Genomic DNA, 22,626 nt, shown 5'->3' with positions numbered 1-22,626 from the left:
GCCGTGTGTACAGCCGCCGTGCCCCTAATTCTGTTGTGGACGATCAGTGATATCAGACCGTAGCGCGGTCGTATGTTACCAGAGTGAAAGGTGATGCAAATGTTATCGGTGATTATTGGCGGGCGCGGGCTGTTGCGGCTACGCAAGCTACCCCACTCCGCGCATGAGTGCTGGCGCCGGGGCAGTGCAGGGGATTGATGGGATCTCTCGAGACGGCGGTTAATCTAGTCGAAGCCTTCAGCTCTCTGTCGCCGAATGCCCGAACCGCGCGGGAACCAGGCCGACGACCCGGAACCGACTCGAAAGCCTGCGAATTGAACCGAAGCCTCCGATTGGCTGTGCCGGTGCTCGGTCTGTCCGTGTTGGCCAGGCTGCTGTGGATGCTGCTGTCGAAGAACGGGATGAACCTCGTCGACCTGCACGTCTATGTCGATGGTTCGGCGGCCCTGCTGACCGACCGACTCTACGACTTCACCTACGCCGAGAAGACGCCGGACTTCCCGCTGCCGTTCACCTATCCGCCGTTCGCGGCGCTGGTCTTCTTCCCGCTGCACTATCTGCCGTTCACGCTGATCGCGGTGCTCTGGCTGCTGGCCATCGTCGCCGCGCTGTATGTGGTGGTGTGGATCGCCTTCGAGCTGATCCTCGGCAAGGAGCGGATGCGGGAGCCGCAGTGGCGCACCGCCGCCGTCTGGTGGACCGCCATCGGCATCTGGATGGAGCCGGTGCGGACCACGATCGACTACGGCCAGGTCAATGTTTTCCTGGTGCTCGGTGCCATGCTCGCGGTGCGCAGCTCGCGCTGGTGGCTATCGGGTGGACTGATCGGTGTGATCGCGGGAATCAAACTGACGCCGGCGATTTCGGGGCTGTACTTCGTGGCTCGACGGCGCTGGGGAACCGCGGTGTGGTCGGCGGTGGTGTTCGGCGCGACGGTCGGGATCAGCTTCCTGATCAACCACAAAGAGGCGAAGCGGTACTTCGGCACGCTGCTCGGCGACGCGGATCGAATCGGTCCGGTCGGCTCGGTGTGGAACCAGTCGCTGCGCGGTGCGCTGAGCCGTCTACTCGGCTATGACGTCCAGTCCGGGCCGTGGTGGCTGGCGGCCGTCGTGGTGGTTGCGATCCTGGCCTTCTTCGCTTGGCGCGCACTGGATTCCGATGATCGGCTGGGCACGCTGATCGTGGTGCAGCTGTTCGGGCTGCTGGTTTCCCCCATCTCGTGGTCGCATCACTGGGTGTGGTTGCTGCCCACGGTGCTGTGGTTGGTCCACGGTCCGCTGCGGCGGGCGCCGGGCGCGCGGATTCTCGCGGGCTATTGGCTGGTCACCACCCTGATCGGGGTGCCGTGGGTACTGTCGTTCGCTCAGCACTCGATCTGGACCATCTCGCGTCCGGGTGTGCTGTCCTGGCTCGGCACCGTCGATGTGCTCGGCGTGCTGGTGTTCTATGGCTGGGTGATCTGGGCGGGCCGCAACGAATGGTCGGACCGCGAGAGCGCAGCCCCGGTGGTCGTCGAACGCAACGCCTGATCAGTCGGATTGTGCCGCCAGTCGGTCGATTTCGCGCGCGAGCGATACGTCCAGCGCGGTGAGCCCGCCGGAGTCGTGGGTCGAGAGCGTGAAGCTCACCCGGCGCCAGCGGATATCGATATCGGGGTGATGGTTCGCGGCCTCGGCGACATCGGCGACCAGGCGCACGAGTTCGATGCCCGCGGGGAAGGTCTTGGCCTCGATGGTGCGGGTGATGGTGTCGCCGGAGCGGGTCCAGTCGGGCAGTTGGGTCAGAGCTTGGGTGAGTTCGGCCTCAGTTAGTTTGGGAGCACTCATACCCTGGTTGTACTCCGAGCGCCGGGGCGGCACGGCGGAATGCTGGTGACATGGCGGTTTCGTCGGCTCGAACGGTCAGGCGGCGCGTGCCTTCTTGAGGCCTTTCTTCAGTTCCTTACCGCAGCAACCGGTCGCTTCCAGGCGTTTCATCCGCATGATGACAACAGGGCACTTCAAGCAGCGCGTCTTCTTCCGACAGCACTTCTTCTTCGGTTTCAGGCTCGAAACCTGCTTCGCTTTGACCTTGCCCATGATTGGTTAGCGTACCCTTAGCAGAGCGCGTGGTCTTCGACCCGCCCGGTTACCGGTACTGTGTAACTGGCCGCAATGCCCGGTGAGTATCGATTGTCCACCTGTTTGCAGGGGTCGGCCGGCATCAACACCCAACAGCAGGAGGATTGAGGCGTGTCGTCTGCACGCGATTTTCGCAACGTCGCCATCGTGGCCCACGTCGACCACGGTAAGACGACGCTGGTCGACGCCATGCTGCGCCAGTCCGGCGCTTTCGCCGAGCGAGCCGAGCTGGTCGATCGGGTGATGGATTCCGGTGACCTCGAGCGCGAGAAGGGCATCACCATTCTCGCCAAGAACACCGCGGTGCACCGGCACCACCCGGATGGTTCGGTCACCGTGATCAATGTCATCGACACCCCCGGCCACGCCGACTTCGGCGGTGAGGTCGAGCGCGGTCTGTCCATGGTCGACGGCGTCGTGCTGCTGGTCGACGCGTCCGAGGGACCGCTGCCGCAGACCCGCTTCGTGCTGCGCAAGGCGCTCGCGGCGAAGCTGCCGGTCATCCTGGTGGTGAACAAGACCGACCGGCCCGACGCCCGCATCGAAGAGGTCGTCGAGGAGAGCCACGATCTGCTGCTCGACCTCGCCTCGGATCTGGACGACGAGGCCGCCGAGGCCGCCGAACTCGCGCTGGATCTGCCGGTCCTCTACGCCTCCGGCCGAGAGGGCAAGGCCTCCAAGGAACGTCCCGAGAACGGCAACGCGCCGGATGCGGAGAACCTGGACGCCCTGTTCGACGTGCTGCTGGAGAACATTCCGGCGCCCAAGGGCGATCCGACCGCGCCGCTGCAGGCACACGTCACCAACCTCGATGCCTCGGCGTTCCTCGGCCGCCTCGCGCTGGTCCGCATCTACAGCGGTGAACTGCGCAAGGGCCAGAACGTTTCGTGGATGCACGGCGACGGCGTCAAGCAGGTCAAGATCACCGAACTGCTGCAGACCATCGGCGTCGAACGTCAGCCCGGTGAGGTCGCCGAGGCCGGTGACATCGTGGCCATCGCGGGCATCCCGGAGATCATGATCGGCGACACCCTCGCCGATATCGACAATCCCGTCGCGCTGCCGCGCATCACCGTCGATGAGCCGGCCATCTCGGTCACCGTCGGCACCAACACCTCACCGATGGTCGGCCGGGTGAAGGGCCACAAGCTGACCGCGCGCATGGTGAAGTCGCGACTGGACTCCGAACTGGTCGGCAACGTCTCGTTGCGCGTGCTCGATATCGGCCGCCCGGACGCCTGGGAGGTGCAGGGCCGCGGTGAGCTGGCGCTGGCCATCCTGGTCGAGCAGATGCGCCGCGAGGGCTTCGAGCTGACCGTCGGCAAGCCGCAGGTGGTCACCAAGCAGGTCGACGGCAAGGTGCACGAGCCCTACGAAGAGCTGACCATCGACTGCCCCGACGAGTACCTCGGCGCGATCACCCAGCTGCTCGCCGCCCGCAAGGGCAAGATGGTGCAGATGAACAACCACGCCGCCGGATGGGTGCGGATGGAGTTCATCGTCCCCTCGCGCGGCCTGATCGGCTTCCGCACCGACTTCCTCACCGAAACCCGCGGCACCGGCATCGCCAACGCGGTCTCGCACGGCTACGCGCCGTGGGCGGGGGAGATCCGGGCCCGCCACACGGGTTCGCTGGTCTCCGATCGCGCCGGCTCGGTGACCCCGTTCGCCATGATCCAGTTGGCCGACCGCGGGCAGTTCTTCGTGGAGCCGGGCGCGGACACCTACGAGGGTCATGTCGTCGGGATCAACCCGCGCGCCGAGGATCTCGATATCAACGTCACCCGCGAGAAGAAGCTGACCAATATGCGCAGCTCGACCGCCGACGTGATGGAGACGCTGGCCAAGCCGCTGCAGCTCGACCTGGAGGCGGCGATGGAGTTCTGCGCCGCCGACGAGTGCGTCGAGGTCACGCCGGAGATCGTGCGGGTGCGCAAGGCGATCCTCGGTGCCACCGAACGTGGGCGCGAGCTGTCGCGACGGAAGGCCCGGGATCGGGCAGCGCTGTAGTTCGCGAGTGGGTCGGCAGCGGCAAGGTAGAGTCCCGACCGTGAGCTCGGGGGCTGAATCGATTTGGCACGTGCGGGGCTCTGCGTGGTTACGCAGGCTGCCTCCTCCGGGCCTGACCGCACGCGCCGGACGACGGGTGACAATGCGCGCGATCCTGATGGTGATGGCGGCGCTGGGCCTTTTCGGTTCTTCGGCAACGGTGCTCGCCGGTTGTACCGCGAATCCGCCACCCCCGATCGAGAGCACGGACAGTCCCAAGACGACACCGGCCAAACCGGATAAGAACACCGTCGTGGTGGCCATCGATGACATCGGCATCGGATTCAATCCGCATCTGCGGTCCGATCAGTCGCCGGCCACCGCGGCGGTGAGTTCGATGGTGCTGCCGAGTCCGTTCCGCCCGGTGCCGAATCCGGCCGTGCCCGGCGCCACCGAGTGGGTGCCGGATACGGCGCTGGTGGTGTCGGCCGATGTCACCGCGCAGGAACCGTTCACGATCACCTATACGCTGCGTAACCAGGCGAACTGGTCCGACGGCGCGCCGATCGCCGCGGAGGACTTCCGGTTCCTGTGGCAGCAGATGATCACCCAGCCGGGTGTGGTGGATCCCGCTGGCTACCGGCATATTTCGGATGTGAATTCCTCCGGTGGCGGCAAGACGGTCACGGTCACCATGACCGAGGCCTACCCCGCCTGGCGTGAGCTGTTCACGAATCTGCTGCCCTCACATCTGATCAAGGATCAGCCGGGCGGTTTCGCGAACGGCCTGGTCGAGCGAATTCCGGTATCGGGCGGCAACTTCCGCATCAAGTCGGCCGATCGCGGACGCGATGAGATCCTGCTCGAACGCAACGACCGGTACTGGGGTACGCCCGCCGCGCCGGATCAGATCCTGTTCCGCCGCGGCGGAACTCCCGCGCAGCTGGCCGATTCGCTGCGCACCGGCGATGCCCAGATGGCGCTGGTTCACGGCGGTGTCGCGACGCAGGCGCAGTTGGCGGCGATCCCGTCGGTGCGCACCGCGATCATGCCGCAGTCACGCGAGCTCCAGTTCGCCATCAACGGGCGCAGTGGCGATCTCAGCGATGCCCGGGTGCGGCGCGGGGTCACCGCGCTGATCGATCCGACGCTGCTGGCCACTGTCGCGGGGCAGACCGGCGGTTGGGTCGAACCGGTGCACGCGCAGATCCTGACACCATCGGATCCCGGATACGCGCCGACCGCGCCGCCGCGGCCGTCCGCGGAGCAGGCCTTCGCGCTGCTCGGCGAGGCGGGTTATGGCCGCACGCCGGAAACGCCGCCGCCGACCTCGCCGACCTCGCCCGCGCCGCAGCCGAGGGCGGTCGTGAAAAACGGTAAGGCGCTGACGATTCGGATCGGCGCGGTCACCGGTGATGCCACCGCACTCGCGGTCGCCAACACCGCGGCGGACCAATTGCGCAGTGCCGGAATCGATGCCACCGTGCGCAGCCTGGCCGCGGATACGCTCTACGGCAAGGAACTCACCGACGGCGGTGTGGACGCCATCGTCGGCTGGGAGGTCGCCGGTTCGGATCCGGCCACCGTGCTCGCCTCCCGCTACGCCTGCCCGCCGGTGGAAACCGGTGCCACCAACGGGAATTCGCAGACCGCTATCGAGGCGGCCAAGAAGGCGCCGAGCAATCTGTCCGGCGTCTGCGATCCCGGACTACAGCCCTCGATCGATGAGGCGTTGCGCGGTATCGAGGTCGGCCGGGCGCTGGCCGATGCCGAGCCGAAGCTGTGGGCGCTGGCCACGGTGCTGCCGATCGTGCAGGACAACGTCGTCGCGGCCGCCGGCCCCCGGGTGGACGGTGCGTCGTTGAGCGGAGCCATCCAGGTCGGCATCTTCGGTGACGTGGCGATGTGGCGCAGGATTCCGTGACGGGCGGGTTGCTGCTGGTGCACGCCCACCCGGACGACGAGTCCATCACCACCGGGGGCACCATCGCGCACTACCGCCGTCGCGGCATCCCGGTGACCGTGGTGACCTGCACGCTCGGTGAAGAGGGCGAGGTGATCGGGGACGAGTGGGCGCAATTGACCGCCGAGCACGCCGATCAGCTCGGCGGGTACCGGATATCGGAGCTGGTCGAGGCGCTGGCGGCGCTGAACGCCGGACCGCCGCGATTCCTCGGTGGCGCGGGCCGGTGGCGTGACTCCGGTATGGCGGGCACGCCGGCGGCGGAGCATCCGCGCGCCTTCGTGCACTCCGGCGCCGCGGCGGTGGACGCGCTCACCGCGATCGTGCTGGAGCTGCGGCCCGAGGTGGTGATCGGCTACGACCCGCGCGGCGGCTACGGCCATCCGGACCATATTCGGGCGCACTGGGTCACCTCGGCGGCGGTCACCGCGGCGGCCGAACAGGGCTGGGACACCCCGAAGTTCTATTGGACGGTCACCGACGGCGATATGTTGCGGCTGTATACGGCGGCGCTGGCCCGACGGACCGTGGAGGGGCTGCCCGGTGCCTTGCCGCGCGGCTGGCGGTTGCCCGCCGAGCGGGAACTCGCGAGCGTGCCGAGTCATACGGTGACGACGACCATCGACGTATCCGATTCGGTCGCCGCCAAGCGGGCGGCGCTGCGGGCACATGCCACGCAAGTGACGGTCGCGCCGTCGGGCCGGGAGTTCGCGCTCTCCAATAACGTTGCGCAGCCGATACTTCCGGAGGAGCACTTCGTGCTCGTGCGTGGTAAGCGCGGTCCGGTGGGGCCGGACGGGCGCGAACACGATCTGTTCGCGGGGCTGTAGCACCTGCCCTGATACCTCGAGCGGCTCCTGATCGTTGCCTCGGCAGCATCGCCTCCTGGGCCACCATCGTGCTCTGCCAGCTGTGGCGCTGGTGGAAGCAGGGCAAGCTGGATCGTCCGGCGTTCCGCATGGGGTGCGCCCGGGCTCGCTATCTTTTCGTAAACTACCCCCACAGCGAGCTCGGGGCGCACTCTGCATGAGCTGTTCCCACTCGACATCGTCGTAGCTGACAGCTCCTCTCAGCGGTTCGGGTTGAACGGTTCGGTGCCGAGGACCAGCGAGAGTCCCGAGATGCCGGAATGCGCTCGGGCGTAGGCAAGTTCGTGGCTGATGTCACCGATGTTGTTGACGATCGGCACACCGATGCCCAGAGTCGACAGCGTGCCGAGGGCGCAGCCGTTGCGGTCGAGGAAGGCGCTGCCGCTGTCGCCGGGTATCCCCGGCATGGGCGTGGTCAGCGCGTGTGTCCAACCGGCGGTAGCAAGCGCGTCGACCTTGGTCTGGCCGGTCCGAGGGGACAGTTCGGCGATTCCGAAGCGCAGGCCGGAGTTGCCGTAACCGTAAACACGGTCACCGGTGTCGGTTCCGGTGGTGTTGATATCGACGGGACCACCCCAGTACGGCACGCTCGGGTTGACCTTGCCGACGTCCTCGGGGGCGACCTTCACCAACGCGAAATCGTTGTAGGCGCAGGTATTGTGGTCCTGCTCGCCGCTCTGCCGCATGGCCAGCCAGCTGCTATAGACCAGTTGACCGGTGCCTACGACCTCACCCGGGAACATCAGTAGGCCGCCACGGTTGAAGGTGACCGCGGTGCCGAGGGGGAGACTGTCGGCGGTGCAGCCGTCGGGGTCTGTCAGGTCGCCGATACCCGTGCCCGCGCAGTGTGCGGCCTGGCCGAGGTACACGTTGCCGGCATCGTCGACGAAGGTGTAGTTCGCCGTGCACTGTCTCCCACCCTGGGTATTGGTCTGCACCCCGGGCGTTATGGTGGCGGACGCGGTGGACGCCCATCGGTGCCCCGACTTGTCTGCGGCAAGGGTGAATTGCTCGGCGCTACTGTTACCGGGCCACGGCTGTGACGACGCAGTGCTGCCTCCGGCAATGAGATGTGCGCCGGTGGCTGCGACGACGGCGGTCACGGTGACCGCGAGCGCACGGTAGAGAGTGGATCGCTGCATGGGATATTTCCCTTTCACTGTGATAGTCGACCGCTCTACTGCGCCGTGGCCTCCTGGCGTGGCGCCCATGTCGATATTAGTAGCTGATGTTTAGCTGAAAGGATAATTGGCCACCCTCGACGCCGACGAACCGGCTGCCTTCACCCGCGACTTCGCGGCGGTGGTGGGCCGCATCACGACGCACTACCACTAGGGCTCAGGCCGCTGGCGGCGGGGTGAAGATAGCGAATTGATTGCCCGAGGTGTCCGTGAGGTGATCGAATACCAAGCCGGATTTGTTCGTCGTGGGCACCAATACCTTTGCGCCCAAGCGCTCGGCCTCGGCAACGGTGGTGCGCACCGGCGTCGACTATGCGGTCGGCACCTGGACTGTCACCGCTCTGGTGGTGATCATTCCGGCGCTGATCATCGGCTGGTTCGCCGCTCGCAAGCGGGTTCTCGCGATCGTCGAGATGCGCAACGGCTACACCGGCGAGTTCCCGGTCGTCGCCAACATCCCCATTGAAGGTGAGTGAGTCCGGAATAGACTCCGATCATGTACAACTGGGATCTTCAGAACGCCATCGCTGCCTTCGTGGACAGCCTGCGCCCTGGCGCACAGCAACAGCACGACCTCTATATGTCGGTGCTGTACGCGTTTGTCGACATGCAGAGCCATCTGCTCACTCTCCTCGGCTTCCCGCCGGTCGCGTGAGGGCAACCGTCAACGAGCACACGAGCCGCGCATATGGCGTTTCCGAGCCCGGGCCGCTTCCGCTGGGCCCGGTGATCATCGGTGTCCTGGTCTTGAACGGCCTCATCACCCTGGCCCTGGAAGTGCTCTACCTCCCGACCTACCTCGGCACCGTCGCGTTTCCGTTGTCGGCGGTGCTGGCCGGTGTCGTGAACGTGCTGCTGGTCATGGGCGTCCGCTCGGTGACCCACCGCATCGGCGCGGCCCTACTTCCGCTGGGCGCGTGGACCTTCGGCTTCCTCGCCTGCTCGGTAACCGGCCCCGGCGGCGACATCATGCTCGGCAGCGATTGGCGCACACTACTTCTCCTGTTCTGCGGCCTGGCCCCGCCCTTGCTCTACCTGTACTTCCGCGCGAACGCCGGCCTGTTCAGTCGCTGAGCAATTGCATTCTGGGACGTCTGCGATGGTCGCGGATCGGACGCTCGGACCCATCCGAGTGTCGATTCCGCCGGTCATCGCCGAGCTGGACTACAACACCGCAGGAGCCGTAGCACGCGTACACGAAGATGCCGCACAACGGATCGCGGGCACTACCTAAGCGAGCGTCTATCGGGCGTTGGGCAGATTGACCGATGCCGGGATCCTCGAAATGCTGTCGGAGAGCAAACGAAATCGAATCTGGGCCGCCACCGACGTGCTGGCCGAGTTGGACGCACTCAGCGCCGCCATCGGCAAACGCACCGCAGAATTTCTATAGGTCGGGCCGGTCGGTGCCGGATGGTACCGACGCGCCGGTCAGTCGAGGCGAATGGCGAGGGTGGCGATGACCGCGTCGGTGCGGGCGCGCAGGGCCGCGGCCAGGACGGGGCCGCGGGGATTGTGGAGGGGGCGTTGCCACCAGCGGTCGGCTTCGACTTGGGCCAGTAGGACGGTGACCTGGCGGCCCTTGCGGGTCTGGTTGCGGACGTAGCCGACGAGGGTGGCGACGAGGCTGCGGCGGGGGCAGGGCAGAACCGTCAGGGGTACGCCCGGATCCCATTCCTTCCATTGGGCGCTCAGGCGGCGGGTCGCGGCAGGGTCGATTTCGGCTGCCACGGCGACGATTTCGCCGCCGAAGGATTGGGCGGTGCGCAGGGCGCGCGCGGTGACTTCGCTGACGGCGACTACCGGGACCACGATGAGCATCGGTTGTTGATCCGGTGATTGCGGTGGCAGGAACGGGATTCGGCCGAGGCCGAGTTGTTCGGCGACGCTGCGGTAGTAGTTCTCGGTGCGGGCGAACAGGATTATCAACGCGGGCACGATGATCAGCAGCAGCCATGCGCCTTCGTTGAACTTTTCGATGAAAAGGACCACGGCGGCGACCGCGGTGAGTATCGCGCCGAAGCCGTTGAGGGTGGCGCGCCGGAGCCAGCCGGAGCCGCGCTGTTCGCGCCAATGGCGCACCAGGCCGGTCTGGCTGATGGTGAAGCCGATGAAGACGCCGACCGCGTAAACCGGTAGCAGACGGTGGGTTTCGGCCTCGACCACGATCAGCACGGTGGCCGCCAGGATGGCAAGGGCCGCAACGCCGTAGCGGAATACCGGGCGTTCGGAGCGCAACGCGAACAGGTGGGCGACGCGATGGTCCTTCGCCAGCAGAGACAACAGCACCGGCAGGCCACCGAAGCTGGTGTTGGCGGCCAGGCACAGGGCTAGCGTGACGGACAGGCTGGTGACATAGAACGGCCAGCCGGTGCCGAATGCCGCCGCCGACAGTTGGGCGAGCAGCGTTACGTCACCGCGCGGTACCGCGTGATGGTGGCGAATCAGGAAGGCCAAACCGAGCAGCATCGAGCACAGCAGCACACCGAGGCCGATCTCGGTGTGCTGGGCCCGTCGCACGGCGGGAGTTCGGAACGACGGCACCGCGTTGGCGATCGCCTCGACACCGGTCAGCGCCGAGCAGCCCGCGGAAAATGCCTTGAGCAGCAACAAGATTCCCACGGAGTCGAACGGCACTCTCGGGCCGAGATCGGTGCCGATCACCGCGACCGGTTCCGGCCGGAACAACCCGACCACGATTACCGCGAAGATCGCGACGATGAACAGCAGTGTCGGTCCCATCAGCACCTTCGCCGATTCGGCCACCCCGATCAGATTGATCACCGTCAGCACCGCGAGTCCGATCAACGTGATCAGCAGCAGGTGATCGGCCAGCGCCGGGAACGCACTGGCCAAGCTGGCCGCACCGGCGGCGAGACTGACCGCGACGGTCAGCACATAGTCCACCACCAGACTCGCCGCGGCGAGCAGGCTGGCGCCGCGACCCAGATCCTTCTTCGCCACCGCATAGGATCCGCCGCCGTCCGGATGCGCCGCGATCACCTGCCGATACGACAACACCAATACCAGCAACAGCGTCGCGATCGCCAGCGACACCGGCAACGTCCACGACACCGCCGCCGCACCCGCCGCGACAAGCACCAGCACGATCGCCTCCGGCCCGTAGGCCACACTGGAGAGCGCGTCCAGCGATAACGCCGCCAAACCGCCGATCGCGGTCAGCCGGTACTTATCGCCTTTCTGCAGCCGCCGCACCCGGCGATCGGCGATTGGCAACTCCCGCGTCGGCGATACCGAGGTCTCGACCACACTCACCATTGAACTCGGCACGGCGCTGGCAATCGATCAGCGACACCAGTCCAATCGGGCGCACTCAGCCACAAGCTGACTCACCGTTCGTCGCATACCCAGTGACGTCCGCACACAAGCTGCAACCTCTGCGCGGCGTTCACTCGATCTGTGCGACATCGATCGTGGCCCGCAGCGGTCGGCGTCAGCGGGTGCCGAGGCGGCCGGGTGTCGCCGATTCGATCAGGTCCCAAGCTTGTTCGATCGGGATGTCGAGGACGAGGTAGTGCTTCTTGCCCGCGGCGGTGGCGGCGACCACGGTGGCGACGCCGGCGCGGCGCTGCCAGAAGGATTGGCGGACGGTCCAGCCGATGATGCCGGGGGCCTCGAGGCAGTCGCGGTCGCGGTCGAGCGAACCGGAGCGGGTGATCAGCCAGGCCGGGCCGCTCCCGGTAGCGGGCAGCACGGTGTGACCGAGTCCGCGGTAGCGGTCCGCGGCCAGTGCGGCGGCGACGGGGGTCGCGAGCACGGGCAGCAGCCACCACCACGGTGAAAAGTCCGCTCCCGCAAGGGTTGCGATGAGCATGGCGGCCGCGACGATCAGGATCGGGCTCAACGCGCGGGTGTACCGGCGGCGACGGGCGATCGGGCCGTGCGCCACCAGAGGCGCGGTACCCAGTGTCGCACCCGGCCCCGACACCGAATCTTGTTGCCGCACCGTCGTGTCCGCCGCGCTACCGGATGCCGAAGCGAAACCCCTTGTGCCGCGCGGCGCGAGCAGCTCGCCGAGCGTGCTTTCGATCGCCGCGCGCGGGGCCTGCGGGAGAATCTTCTGACGCGGACTCTGACCGGTCATGATGGCTTCGAGTTCAGCGGCGCCCGCCAGCCGCAGCAGCAGCGGCTCGTTGACGGTGGCGCCGCGGAAGCGGGCCAGGTCCAGGGTGATCTGGCGGGTGGTGAACAGGCCGTGGCGCAACTGCAGTGTGCGGTCGTCATCGAGCACGCGCAGGCCGAAATACGTAGTGAGATAACGAGTACAGGCCGCGAGGCTGACGATCACCACGATCGCGATGACCAGCAGTGCGATGGCGACCGCGATGAAGACAGTGCTGCCATCCTCGATGCTGTGCACGGCGTCGGAACGGAACAGGACCTGGCCGATGCCGTATTGGAACGCCACACCGACGATGGGCGCGATGATCGCGAAACCGGTGAGCGACAGCGGCGCGTAACGCACCCAACTCGCCCGCCAATGGCCGATCTCGCGAGGTGTGTACTCCGGCATGCCTTTTCGGAGCAGATCCACCGTGGCAGGTTCCGCGGCCGCGGGCGCGGCGGCGGTATGCGCGAGCAATACCGCCCGCAACTCGGGCACGGCACCCGCGGCCAACGCGTCCAGTTTGAACTTCTCACCCGAATCCGCCTGTTGCCCAGTGCCTATCGCCAGCACCGCCAGCCCGAGCACCCGATGCAGCAGATCGGCTTCGATATCGACCGATCGGATCCGCGAGCGCGGCACCGACAGCTTTTTGCGCTGAATCAGCCCGGTGCGCAACTCGACATGGGTCGGTCCGACCCGATAGGTGGTGGTGAACCAGCGCGTCAGCGCGAAGCCGACGATCAGCGCCAGTGCGATCAGACCCCATAGGTGATTGCCGGTATTGGTGCCGAGGATCACCGATACGATCAGCACCGGAATCAACTTCACCACCTCGGTGACGGGGTGTACCAACAGCATTCGCTTATCCAGCCGCAACCACGGCTGATCCGCTTCGGACGCGCCATCGGTTTCGGGCAGGTGAGCACTCACGTCGCATCCCCCCGATGCAGCGCGGCGATCTCGGTCAACCGGGTCACCGTCTGCTCGGCGACCGGCAGATCGAGCGCGGAGATCTGCACGGCCCCCGCCGATGACGCCGTCGTCACGGTCACCGTCGCCAGCCCGAGCAATCGCTCCAATGGCCCGCGTTCGGTATCGACGGTCTGCACCCGCGAAATCGGCGCCACCCGGCTCTGCACCGTCAGCCACCCGACCCGCGTGTACACCGCCTCATCGGTCACCTCCCACCGATGTACCGCATACCGCCACATAGGCACCACACCGATGCTCACCAGTGCGAGCACCACCGCCACCACGAACACCACCAGCTGTGCCCCACGGCGGTCGCCGTCGAACGCGACCCATACGATCAGCGCCACGAACGGAACGATCCACCCCAACGCGGCCTGAATCGTCCACAACACCTTGGCCTTGGGACTCGGACGCCAGGCCGGATCGGCCAAGATCGTGCGCGGCTGCGACATATCTGCCATCGTTCCACGTCGCGCGCCAATCCCCTTACGGTGCCGCCAACTATCGCTCAACGCTCCCGGACCCGCGGGGGAAGTCTTCGGCTCATCATCGGAATGGTGCGTCGTAACTCACAGTTATCAATCCCGGGCCCGGCACAACTCGGCGTCCGAGAGCCGCATACCCTCCGCGAATGCCCGTTTCCTTGCGGCCAACGCGTCGTTGTACACCACTCGTGCGCAGCCGAACGCCTGTGCCAAGGACTGCCCTTGATGGACCGAGGGGTATAGGCGGAACTTGTGCCGCAACTGCATGGCGACGATTCTGGGACCACGGTCTGACAAGTTGGGAGAGGCACTCGAGCCACGAGAACCCGCCGCGGCATTGTGCGCCGACGAGCAGAGTCAGCTGGCCCGTACCCGTCGGAATACCGTGGCGTGGCGGACGGTTGTCCTCGCTCAAAGCCCTCGGAAGGAGACAGGTCCGGATGGTTAGCGCATGATCGAGGACGTGACCGAACTGCCGAACCCGAGCATTCCCTCCCCGCCGCCCGCTCAGTCCGCTATGCGTCGGGCGCTGCGGCGTGCTCGGGATGGCGTGACTCTGAACGTGGACGAGGCCGCAGTGCTGCTGCACGCGCGCGGCGACGACCTCGTCGACCTGAGCCGCAGTGCTGCTCGGGTGCGTGATGCCGGATTGGCATCGGCGGGGCGGCCGAAGACCATCAGTTACTCGCGCAACGTCTTCATCCCGCTGACCAGGCTGTGTCGGGACAAGTGTCACTACTGCACCTTTGTCACGGTGCCAGGCAAGCTGCGCGCCGAGGGCAAGGGCATGTTCCTGGAGCCTGATGAGGTGCTGGAGATCGCGCGCAAAGGTGCGGCACTCGGGTGCAAGGAGGCGCTGTTCACGCTGGGTGATCGGCCCGAGGACCGCTGGCCCGAGGCCGCGCAGTGGCTCGACGAGCGCGGCTACGACTCCACGCTGGATTACCTGCGCGCCGTCTCGATCATGGTGCTCGAGGAGACCGGCCTGCTGCCGCATCTGAATCCGGGCGTGATGAGCTGGGCGGAGATCTCCCGGCTCAAGCCGGTCGCGCAGTCCATGGGCATGATGCTGGAGACCACCGCGACCCGGCTGTTCACCGAGAAGGGCAACTGCCACTACGGCAGTCCGGACAAGGATCCGGCGGTCCGGTTGCGCGCCATCACCGACGCGGGTCGGCTCTCGGTGCCCTACACCACCGGCATTCTGGTCGGCATCGGCGAAACACTGACCGAGCGCGCCGAGTCGATCATGGCGATTCGTAAGCAGCACAAGGCATTCGGGCATATTCAGGAAGTGATCATCCAGAACTTCCGGGCCAAGGACGACACCGCCATGCGCGATGTCCCCGACGCGGGCCTGGACGAGTTCCTGGCCACCATCGCGGTCACCCGGCTGCTGCTCGGACCCGATGTGCCGGTGCAGGCGCCGCCGAACCTGGTGTCGCACGAGGAATGTCGTGCCTTGATCGACGCGGGCATTGATGACTGGGGCGGCGTCTCGCCGGTCACCCCCGACCATGTGAACCCGGAACGGCCGTGGCCGAACCTGGATACGCTGCGCGAGATCACCGAGTCCATGGGCTACGAGCTGGTCGAACGCACCTCCGCGCACCCGAAATACGTGCGCGCGGGCAATCCGTGGGTCGATCCGCGCATCGGCGCGCACGTCGCGGCGCTCACCGATCCGAAGACCGGTCTGGCGAATCCGGACGCGCTGCCGGTCGGCCTGCCCTGGCAGGAGCCGGACGAGTCCTGGGACTCGGCCGGGCGCGTCGACCTCAACACCGCGATCGACACCGAGGGTCGAAATACCGAGAGCCGCAGTGATTCCGGGCTCGGCCAGGATATCGTCGGGGCCTTCGGCGACTGGGACACCATCCGCGAGCAGGCTCGTGATCTCGCCGTCGCGACACCGGAGCGGCTCGATTCGGAGGTGCTGGCCGCGCTGCGGGCCGCCGAGCACGATCCGGCCGGCCTCACCGACGCCGAGTACCTCGCGTTGGCCACGGCGGAGGGACCGGCGCTGGACGCGGTGGCCGCGCTGGCCGACCAACTGCGTCGCGATGTCAACGGCGACGAGGTCACCTACGTGGTGAACCGGAATATCAACTTCACCAATATCTGCTACACCGGCTGCCGCTTCTGCGCGTTCGCCCAGCGCAAGGGTGACGCCGACGCGTTCACCCTGAGCATGGACGAGGTCGCCGACCGCGCCTGGGAGGCGCATGTCGACGGCGCGACCGAGATCTGCATGCAGGGCGGTATCGATCCGGACTTGCCGGTCACCGGCTACGCCGATCTGGTGCGGGCGATCAAGGCGCGGGTCCCGTCGATGCATGTGCACGCCTTCAGCCCGATGGAGATCGTGAACGGCGCGTCCCGCGGCGGGCAGAGCATCCGCGATTGGCTGGTCGCGCTGAAGGAAGCCGGGCTGGACACGATTCCCGGCACGGCCGCGGAGATCCTCGATGACGAGGTCCGCTGGGTGCTCACCAAGGGCAAACTGCCCACCTCCGCGTGGATCGAGGTGATCACCACCGCACATCAGGTGGGTCTGCGCTCCAGCTCCACGATGATGTACGGCCACGTCGACAATCCGAAGCATTGGGTCGGGCATCTGCGGGTGCTGCGCGGAATCCAGGACGAGACGGGCGGTTTCACCGAATTCGTGCTGCTGCCATTCGTGCATCAGAGTTCGCCGCTGTATCTGGCGGGCGCGGCGCGGCCGGGGCCGACCATCCGGGACAACCGGGCGGCGCACGCCCTGGCGCGGATCATGCTGCACGGCCGGATCGACAATATCCAGACCAGCTGGGTGAAGCTCGGCACCGCGGGTACCCGGACCATGCTCAACGGCGGCGCCAACGATCTGGGCGGTACGTTGATGGAGGAGACCATCTCCCGCATGGCCGGATCCCAACACGGGTCCGCCAAGACCGTCGCCGAACTCACCGAGATCGCCGATGGCATCGGCCGTCCGGTGCGCGAGCGCACCACCACCTACGGGGTGCCGCAACGGAAGATCTCTGCGGCGCTGCCACTGTCGGTGGGCTAGCGGCACCGGGCCGATACCAGACTCCCGGTCGTCGCGCTGTGGCGATCCGCAAAGATGCGGATGCAAGGGGGGTTTCGTATCCACCGAGTGGCGTGCGGAACAAAGTTAGTTAGGACAGGCTGACCGGGAGTAACCTGAGCTGCCGGGATAGTGTGACGCCGGGCGGATTATCCCCGTGAGGACAGACTAGGAGAGCGGCAGTGCCGTACATCATCGCTGAACCGTGCGTTGACGTGAAGGACAAGGCATGCATCGAAGAATGCCCCGTGGACTGCATCTACGAGGGTGGTCGCATGCTGTACATCCATCCCGACGAGTGCGTGGACTGTGGTGCATGTGAGCCGGTGTGCCCGGTGGAGGCGATCTTCTACGAAGACGACACCCCGGATCAGTGGAGCGGTTACGTGAACGCCAATGTCGACTTCTTCGACGAGCTGGGTTCGCCCGGCGGCGCGACGAAGGTCGGCAAGGTGGATTACGACCCGCCGTTCATCAAAGAGCTGCCGCCGATGGCGAGTGAATGAGCTCTGACGTGTCGTCGCGTCGCCGGGTCAGCGGTCTGCTACCCGATTTTCCCTGGGACACCATCGCGGCGGTGAAGGCGAAGGCCGCCGCGCATCCGGACGGGATTGTCGACCTGTCGGTCGGCACTCCGGTCGATCCGGTGGCCCCGTTGATCCGCGCGGCGTTGAGTTCGGTCGCCGACGTGCCCGGTTATCCGACCACGCACGGCACCCCCGAACTGCGCGTGGCGGCGGTCGACGCGCTGAAGCGGCGGTACGGGATCACCGAACTCGATCCGGCCGCGGTGCTGCCGGTGATCGGTACCAAGGAACTGATCGCCGGTCTGCCGCGACTGCTCGGACTCGGCGCGGACGATCTGGTCGTCATTCCCGAGGTCGCGTACCCGACCTATGAGGTGGGTGCGCTACTGGCTGGTGCGCAGGTGGTGCGAGCCGATGGACTGACCCAACTCGGTCCGCGCTCGCCCGCCCTGATCTTTGTGAACTCCCCGTCGAATCCGACCGGGAAGGTGCTCGGTGTCGAGCATCTGCGCAAGGTCGTGGCTTTCGCGCGGGAACGCGGCGCGATCGTGGCCTCCGACGAGTGCTACCTGGGCCTGGCCTGGGACGGACGAGCAGTCTCCATCCTCGACCCGGAAGTGTGCGACGGCGACCACACCGGTCTGCTGGCGGTGCACTCGCTGTCGAAGACCTCCAACCTGGCCAGCTACCGGGCCGGGTTCGTGGCGGGTGATCCGGAGCTGGTCGCCGAACTGCTCGAGGTGCGCAAGCACTCCGGAATGATGGTGCCGTTCCCGATCCAGGCGGCCATGACCGCGGCGCTCGGCGACGACACCCACGAGGCGCAGCAGCGCGAGCGCTACCGTGTGCGGCGCGAGGTGCTGCGAAAGGCCTTGCAGGCTGCCGGTTTCCGTATCGATCACTCGGCGGCGGGCCTCTATCTGTGGTCCACCCGGGGTGAGCCCTGCCGGACCACACTGGACTGGCTGGCCGAGCGCGGCATCCTCGCCGCCCCCGGCGACTTCTACGGACCGGGCGCCGGCGAGTACGTGCGCATCGCACTGACCGCGAGCGACGAGCGCGTCGCCGCGGCGGCGCGACGCCTCACGGCCGACTAGGCGTTCTTTGTCATCTCGGTGTCGCCGACACGGCCCGCAGTCGCACGCGACGACCGTGGAACGGCGTTAGCCTGGAGTATGGACGCTGTCACGGTAGTCCCTATTCCGAGCAACGAGCCGGTGCACTCGTATGCGCCAGGCAGCCGTGAGCGGGAGCTGCTGACCACCAAGCTCACCGACATCGCCGCCGAATCCCTCGATATTCCGCTGGTCATCGGTGGTAAACACCGACCGGGCATCGGGGCTCGGCACGATATCGTCGCCCCACACCTACACCGGCAGGTGCTCGGCACCTACACCGACACCACCCATTCCGAAGCCAGCGGAGCCATCGAGGCCGCGCTCGCGGCGGCGCCCGGTTGGCGGACCATGGCCTTCGACCAGCGCGCCGCCATCTTCCTGCGGGCGGCCGATCTGCTGGCCGGGCCGTGGCGCGAGACGGTCGCCGCCGCGACCATGCTCGGTCAATCCAAGACAGTCCAGCAGGCCGAGATCGACGCACCGTGCGAGCTGGTCGACTTCTGGCGGTTCAATGTGGCCTTCGCGCGCCAGATTCTGCAGCAGCAGCCGCAATCCAGCGCCGGGGTGTGGAACCAGATGGACTACCGCCCGCTGGAGGGCTTCGTCTATGCGATCACCCCGTTCAATTTCACCGCGATCGCCGGAAATCTGCCGACCGCGCCCGCGCTGATGGGCAATACCGTGGTGTGGAAGCCCTCGCCGACGCAGACGCTCTCGGCGTTCTACACGATGCGGCTGCTCGAGGCGGCCGGACTGCCGCCGGGCGTCATCAATATGGTGACCGGCGACGGTGTCGAGCTGTCGGAGGTCGCGCTGGCCGATCCGCGGCTGGCGGGTATCCATTTCACCGGGTCCACCAAGACATTCCAGTTCCTGTGGTCTCAGGTCGGCACGAATATCGGCCGCTACCATTCGTATCCACGGTTGGTCGGGGAGACCGGTGGCAAGGATTTCATCGTCGCGCACCCGTCCGCCGACCCGGATGCCTTGCGTACCGCGCTGATTCGCGGCGCCTACGAATATCAGGGCCAGAAGTGCTCGGCGGCCTCGCGCGCCTATATCGCGCGGTCGGTATGGCGCACGATAGGCGATGACTTCCTCCAGCTCACCCGCGAGCTCAGCTACGGCGATGTGTCCGATCTGACGAATTTCGGTGGGGCGCTGATCGATCGGCGCGCCTACGACAAGAATGTGGCCGCCATCGAACGGGCCAGGTCGGCGGGCATCGCCATCGCGGCGGGCGGCGAATACGACGACAGCGAGGGCTGGTTCGTGCGGCCGACGGTGCTGCTGGTGGACGATCCGCATGACGAGGCCTTCGCCACCGAGTACTTCGGCCCGATCCTCGCGGTGCACGTCTATGACGACGCCGAACCCGGCTCCTACGCCGCGATGCTGGCCGAAGTGGAGTCGGCCGCACCGTACGCGCTGACCGGCGCGATCTTCGCCCAGGACCGCCACGCCGTCGAACAGGCCTCGGCCGCACTGCGCTTCGCGGCCGGCAACTTCTACGTCAACGACAAGCCGACCGGCGCGGTGGTCGGTCAGCAGCCCTTCGGCGGTGCGCGCGCCTCCGGCACCGACGACAAGGCGGGTTCACCGCTCAACCTGCTGCGCTGGGTGGCGCCGCGCACGATCAAGGAGACCTTCGTGCCGCCGGGTGAGCACCGGTATCCGCACATGGAGTCGGAATGAACCCGCTGCGGCCGGTCATCCTCGCGGCGTCGGCCTCACCCCGGATGAAGCGGGTGCTCACCGGAACGCCGATCACGGCGGAGATCGTGCGGCGCTTCGTGGCAGGGGAGGGCCGCGACGAGTTGATCCCGGTGGTGCGCGAGCTGCTGGCGAGCCGTCGGCTGATCAGCGTCGACTTCCTCGGCGAGAACACCACCGACCGCGCCCAAGCCGATGCCACGGTCACCGAATACCTTTCGCTCATCAACGATTTGGCGGCGTTGAACGGTGCGACCGGTGCGGCGGCGCGTACCGAGGTGTCGGTGAAATTGTCCGCGCTCGGGCAGGCACTGGCCCCGGACGGTCCCGCGATCGCCACCGAGAACCTGCGCATCCTGTGCACCGAGGCGGTTCGGGCCGGGGTGTGGGTCACGGTCGACGCCGAGGACCACACCACCACCGATGCCACCCTCGCCACGATTCGCGAGTTGCGGGCCGAATTCCCTTGGCTGGGTGCGGTATTGCAGGCGTATCTACATCGCACCGAGGCGGACTGTCGGGAGCTGTCCGGCCCGGATTCCCGAATTCGCCTGTGCAAGGGCGCCTATCGGGAACCGCATACCGTCGCCTACCAGCGCTCCGCCGAGGTTACCGACTCCTACCTGCGCTGTCTGGAGATCCTGATGGGCGGCGACGGCTACCCGATGGTGGCCACCCACGATCCGGTGCTCATCCTCGCCGCCGAGCAGTTGGCCGCCGAAACCGGCCGTGGCCCAGACTATTTCGAGCATCAGATGCTCTACGGTATTCGCGACGTCGAGCAGCTGCGGCTGGCCGCGAGCAACACCATGCGGGTGTATGTGCCCTATGGCAGCCAGTGGTACGGCTATCTGACACGCCGCCTCGCCGAACGCCCGGCCAACCTCACGTTCTTCCTGCGCGCGCTGGTCAGCAAGTCCTGACTACAGCGTGTCTCCCGATCGTCGAGTTGGGAGGCACCGTCCTTCTCGGACGTCCTCGACTCACGCTGGTTACCTCAACTTACATCGAGGTCAAGTCAGCCGAGGAGTTTCTTCTGCACCTTGCCCATGGCATTGCGGGGCAGCGAATCCACCACCCGGACCTCGCGCGGGCGCTTGTGTACCGAAAGTTGTTCGGCCACCTGCTCGATGAGGCTCTTCTCGATGGAATCCGGTGCGGCGCCGCGCAGTACGACGAACGCGACGACGCGCTGCCCCAGGTCGGCGTCGGGCAGGCCGACCACCGCGGCCTCCGCGACATCGGGATGTCCGAGCAGTACGGTCTCGACCTCGCCCGCGCCGATGCGATAGCCACCGGACTTGATGAGATCGACCGACTCCCGGCCGACGATGCGATGGTAGCCGTCGGCGTCGATGGCCGCGACATCGCCGGTCTTGAACCAGCCGTCATCGGTCCAGCATTCGGCGGTCGCCGCCGCCCGGTTGTAATACCCGTCGAACAGCATCGGACCGCGGACCTGCAAGCCGCCGATGCTCTCGCCATCATGCGGGACGTCCGCGCCCGCCTCATCGCGCAGCCGAGTCCGCACGCCCACAACAGGAGTGCCGACCCACCCGGGGCGGCGTTCCCCATCGGCACGAGTGGAGAGCGTGATCATTGTTTCGCTCATGCCGTAGCGCTCGATCGGCGCGTGGCCGGTGAGTTCGCGCAGCCGCTCGAAGACCGGCACCGGCAGCGGTGCACTGCCCGAGACGAGCAGCCGCGCATCGGCCAATCGTCTTGCCGCATCGGGATCTTCGACGACGCGCGACCACACCGTCGGCACCCCGAAATAGAGCGTGCCGCGGGCCTGCGCATACGCCTGCGGCGTCGGCTTCCCGGTGTGGATCAGTGGACTGCCCACCCGCAGCGGACCCAATACGCCGAGGATCAGACCGTGCACATGAAACAGCGGGAGTCCATGCACGAGAACGTCATTCGCCGTCCAAGCCCACGCATCGGCGAGCGCGTCCAACCCGGCCGCGACGGCGCCGCGATTGAGCACGACGCCCTTTGGCAAACCGGTGGTCCCTGACGTGTAGAGCACGAATGCCGGTGCGGCCGAGTCGGGTTCGGGATAGGTGTGCCAGGAGCGGGCATGCACACGCACCGGCACCACCGGCAGCGTCGAACCCTCGGGCGCTTCGCCGAGCCACGCCTGAGCACCCGAATCGGTGAGGATATGCGCCAGCTCGGCGGTCCCGGAGTCCGGCGGCACCGGCACCACCGTCACACCCGCGATGAGGCAGCCGACCACCGCGAGCACCGTGGTCACCGTCGGCCGGGCCAACACCGCCACCCGATCCGCGCGCGCGATCCGCTCGGCCACCGATGTGGCCGCGCCGAGCAGATCGCTGCGCGACAAGGTTGTCCCATCGATGGTGACGGCATCGGGAATATCCGCCCCGGCGGCGACGGCGAGCGGGTTGAGCGAACGAAGCAGCAGCGGCGGACCGAACGACATTCGCTCACGCTACTTCGCGAGTACTCGACCCGACCATT

At 66.9% G+C, this 22,626-nt stretch carries 20 protein-coding genes and 1 pseudogene; 13 read left to right on the top strand and 8 right to left on the bottom strand.

All coding sequences use genetic code 11. From position 1 onward, the window contains the following. The first annotated feature begins 197 nt into the window (after positions 1–197). Positions 198–1,532: a mannosyltransferase gene (locus OG874_RS28320; RefSeq protein ID WP_442943128.1), complete on the top strand. Its 1,335-nt coding sequence runs from the start codon at positions 198–200 to the stop codon at positions 1,530–1,532. Here OG874_RS28320 and OG874_RS28315 read toward each other — a convergent pair whose 3' ends face one another. Together OG874_RS28315 and OG874_RS28310 are read right to left on the bottom strand one after the other, a co-directional pair. Further along, positions 1,533–1,829, bottom strand: a complete 297-nt coding sequence (locus tag OG874_RS28315) for a 4a-hydroxytetrahydrobiopterin dehydratase (RefSeq protein WP_330250148.1) — start codon at positions 1,827–1,829, stop codon at positions 1,533–1,535. 75 nt (positions 1,830–1,904) lie between these two features. Then, on the bottom strand, positions 1,905–2,081 hold the full coding sequence (locus tag OG874_RS28310; protein WP_330250147.1) for a hypothetical protein: 177 nt from the start codon (positions 2,079–2,081) through the stop codon (positions 1,905–1,907). 153 nt (positions 2,082–2,234) lie between these two features. Here OG874_RS28310 and typA point away from each other — a divergent pair, with 153 nt between their 5' ends. The 3 genes from typA (at position 2,235) to mshB (ending at position 6,905) form a co-directional block, all read left to right on the top strand. Continuing rightward, entirely contained in the window at positions 2,235–4,133 is a 1,899-nt protein-coding gene (gene typA / locus OG874_RS28305; protein ID WP_330250146.1) for a translational GTPase TypA, read from the top strand. Positions 4,134–4,275: 142 nt separating this feature from the next. Beyond that, positions 4,276–6,036: an ABC transporter family substrate-binding protein gene (locus tag OG874_RS28300; protein WP_330257455.1), complete on the top strand. Its 1,761-nt coding sequence runs from the start codon at positions 4,276–4,278 to the stop codon at positions 6,034–6,036. Next, complete coding sequence (mshB, locus tag OG874_RS28295) at positions 6,018–6,905, top strand: N-acetyl-1-D-myo-inositol-2-amino-2-deoxy-alpha-D-glucopyranoside deacetylase (RefSeq protein WP_330250145.1); 888 nt, start codon at positions 6,018–6,020, stop codon at positions 6,903–6,905. Before OG874_RS28300 ends, mshB begins: the two co-directional genes overlap by 19 nt. 239 nt (positions 6,906–7,144) lie before the next feature. Here the strand turns inward: mshB and OG874_RS28290 are convergent, their stop codons facing one another. Next, positions 7,145–8,086: a hypothetical protein gene (locus OG874_RS28290; protein WP_330250144.1), complete on the bottom strand. Its 942-nt coding sequence runs from the start codon at positions 8,084–8,086 to the stop codon at positions 7,145–7,147. A 275-nt stretch (positions 8,087–8,361) separates the two neighbouring features. Between OG874_RS28290 and OG874_RS28285 the strand changes: the two genes are divergently transcribed. The 4 genes and pseudogenes from OG874_RS28285 to OG874_RS28270 form a co-directional block, all read left to right on the top strand. Then, positions 8,362–8,601 (top strand): hypothetical protein, encoded by a 240-nt coding sequence (locus OG874_RS28285; RefSeq protein ID WP_330250143.1) that lies wholly within the window; start codon positions 8,362–8,364, stop codon positions 8,599–8,601. A gap of 20 nt (positions 8,602–8,621) precedes the next feature. Continuing rightward, positions 8,622–8,780: a hypothetical protein gene (locus tag OG874_RS28280; protein ID WP_169338103.1), complete on the top strand. Its 159-nt coding sequence runs from the start codon at positions 8,622–8,624 to the stop codon at positions 8,778–8,780. 71 nt (positions 8,781–8,851) lie between these two features. Then, positions 8,852–9,199, top strand: a complete 348-nt coding sequence (locus OG874_RS28275; protein WP_330250142.1) for a hypothetical protein — start codon at positions 8,852–8,854, stop codon at positions 9,197–9,199. Positions 9,200–9,326: 127 nt separating this feature from the next. Then, positions 9,327–9,518 (top strand): annotated as a pseudogene (locus OG874_RS28270) (Fic family protein); the annotation flags it as partial. A 38-nt stretch (positions 9,519–9,556) separates the two neighbouring features. On the opposite strand, the gene OG874_RS28265 reads toward OG874_RS28270, so the two are convergent. From OG874_RS28265 to OG874_RS28250, 4 genes are all read right to left on the bottom strand, one after another. After that, positions 9,557–11,404: an APC family permease gene (locus OG874_RS28265; RefSeq protein WP_442943436.1), complete on the bottom strand. Its 1,848-nt coding sequence runs from the start codon at positions 11,402–11,404 to the stop codon at positions 9,557–9,559. Positions 11,405–11,579: 175 nt separating this feature from the next. After that, positions 11,580–13,112 carry a PH domain-containing protein gene (locus tag OG874_RS28260; protein WP_330257454.1) on the bottom strand — a complete coding sequence of 511 codons (1,533 nt, stop codon included), beginning with the start codon at positions 13,110–13,112 and terminating at the stop codon, positions 11,580–11,582. A 68-nt stretch (positions 13,113–13,180) separates the two neighbouring features. After that, positions 13,181–13,678 (bottom strand): PH domain-containing protein, encoded by a 498-nt coding sequence (locus tag OG874_RS28255; protein ID WP_330250140.1) that lies wholly within the window; start codon positions 13,676–13,678, stop codon positions 13,181–13,183. Positions 13,679–13,804: 126 nt separating this feature from the next. After that, positions 13,805–13,978 carry a helix-turn-helix domain-containing protein gene (locus OG874_RS28250; RefSeq protein WP_330250139.1) on the bottom strand — a complete coding sequence of 58 codons (174 nt, stop codon included), beginning with the start codon at positions 13,976–13,978 and terminating at the stop codon, positions 13,805–13,807. 184 nt (positions 13,979–14,162) lie between these two features. Between OG874_RS28250 and OG874_RS28245 the strand changes: the two genes are divergently transcribed. The 5 genes from OG874_RS28245 (at position 14,163) to OG874_RS28225 (ending at position 21,065) form a co-directional block, all read left to right on the top strand. Continuing rightward, positions 14,163–16,766 carry a bifunctional FO biosynthesis protein CofGH gene (locus OG874_RS28245; RefSeq protein ID WP_330250138.1) on the top strand — a complete coding sequence of 868 codons (2,604 nt, stop codon included), beginning with the start codon at positions 14,163–14,165 and terminating at the stop codon, positions 16,764–16,766. A gap of 200 nt (positions 16,767–16,966) precedes the next feature. Further along, on the top strand, positions 16,967–17,290 hold the full coding sequence (gene fdxA, locus OG874_RS28240; protein WP_014987978.1) for a ferredoxin: 324 nt from the start codon (positions 16,967–16,969) through the stop codon (positions 17,288–17,290). Continuing rightward, positions 17,287–18,408, top strand: a complete 1,122-nt coding sequence (gene dapC, locus OG874_RS28235) for a succinyldiaminopimelate transaminase (protein ID WP_330250137.1) — start codon at positions 17,287–17,289, stop codon at positions 18,406–18,408. Before fdxA ends, dapC begins: the two co-directional genes overlap by 4 nt. Before the next feature lie 78 nt (positions 18,409–18,486). Then, a complete protein-coding gene (gene pruA / locus OG874_RS28230; RefSeq protein ID WP_330250136.1) occupies positions 18,487–20,124 on the top strand; it encodes an L-glutamate gamma-semialdehyde dehydrogenase in 1,638 nt (545 codons plus the stop codon). After that, the gene (locus OG874_RS28225) at positions 20,121–21,065 is read left to right on the top strand and encodes a proline dehydrogenase family protein (protein ID WP_330250135.1); all 945 of its coding nucleotides are present in this window, start codon (positions 20,121–20,123) and stop codon (positions 21,063–21,065) included. Before pruA ends, OG874_RS28225 begins: the two co-directional genes overlap by 4 nt. A gap of 95 nt (positions 21,066–21,160) precedes the next feature. On the opposite strand, the gene OG874_RS28220 is transcribed toward OG874_RS28225, so the two are convergent. Further along, a complete protein-coding gene (locus tag OG874_RS28220) occupies positions 21,161–22,588 on the bottom strand; it encodes an acyl-CoA synthetase (protein WP_330250134.1) in 1,428 nt (475 codons plus the stop codon). Positions 22,589–22,626: the final 38 nt, after the last annotated feature.

Source organism: Nocardia sp. NBC_00565 (assembly GCF_036345915.1).
Taxonomy (GTDB): Bacteria; Actinomycetota; Actinomycetes; order Mycobacteriales; family Mycobacteriaceae; genus Nocardia.
This window is presented reverse-complemented; position numbering and strand designations above follow the sequence as displayed.

Excerpts from the sequence above, each read along its gene's own strand:
- OG874_RS28320 (WP_442943128.1), top strand. The coding sequence starts at position 198 with ATGGGATCTCTCGAGACGGCGGTTAATCTAGTCGAAGCCTTCAGCTCT.
- OG874_RS28315 (WP_330250148.1), bottom strand. The coding sequence starts at position 1,829 with ATGAGTGCTCCCAAACTAACTGAGGCCGAACTCACCCAAGCTCTGACC.
- OG874_RS28310 (WP_330250147.1), bottom strand. The coding sequence starts at position 2,081 with ATGGGCAAGGTCAAAGCGAAGCAGGTTTCGAGCCTGAAACCGAAGAAG.
- OG874_RS28300 (WP_330257455.1), top strand. The coding sequence starts at position 4,276 with ATGCGCGCGATCCTGATGGTGATGGCGGCGCTGGGCCTTTTCGGTTCT.
- OG874_RS28290 (WP_330250144.1), bottom strand. The coding sequence starts at position 8,086 with ATGCAGCGATCCACTCTCTACCGTGCGCTCGCGGTCACCGTGACCGCC.
- OG874_RS28280 (WP_169338103.1), top strand. The coding sequence starts at position 8,622 with ATGTACAACTGGGATCTTCAGAACGCCATCGCTGCCTTCGTGGACAGC.
- OG874_RS28265 (WP_442943436.1), bottom strand. The coding sequence starts at position 11,404 with ATGGTGAGTGTGGTCGAGACCTCGGTATCGCCGACGCGGGAGTTGCCA.
- OG874_RS28260 (WP_330257454.1), bottom strand. The coding sequence starts at position 13,112 with ATGCTGTTGGTACACCCCGTCACCGAGGTGGTGAAGTTGATTCCGGTG.
- OG874_RS28255 (WP_330250140.1), bottom strand. The coding sequence starts at position 13,678 with ATGTCGCAGCCGCGCACGATCTTGGCCGATCCGGCCTGGCGTCCGAGT.
- OG874_RS28250 (WP_330250139.1), bottom strand. The coding sequence starts at position 13,978 with ATGCAGTTGCGGCACAAGTTCCGCCTATACCCCTCGGTCCATCAAGGG.
- OG874_RS28245 (WP_330250138.1), top strand. The coding sequence starts at position 14,163 with ATGATCGAGGACGTGACCGAACTGCCGAACCCGAGCATTCCCTCCCCG.
- dapC (WP_330250137.1), top strand. The coding sequence starts at position 17,287 with ATGAGCTCTGACGTGTCGTCGCGTCGCCGGGTCAGCGGTCTGCTACCC.
- pruA (WP_330250136.1), top strand. The coding sequence starts at position 18,487 with ATGGACGCTGTCACGGTAGTCCCTATTCCGAGCAACGAGCCGGTGCAC.
- OG874_RS28225 (WP_330250135.1), top strand. The coding sequence starts at position 20,121 with ATGAACCCGCTGCGGCCGGTCATCCTCGCGGCGTCGGCCTCACCCCGG.
- OG874_RS28220 (WP_330250134.1), bottom strand. The coding sequence starts at position 22,588 with ATGTCGTTCGGTCCGCCGCTGCTGCTTCGTTCGCTCAACCCGCTCGCC.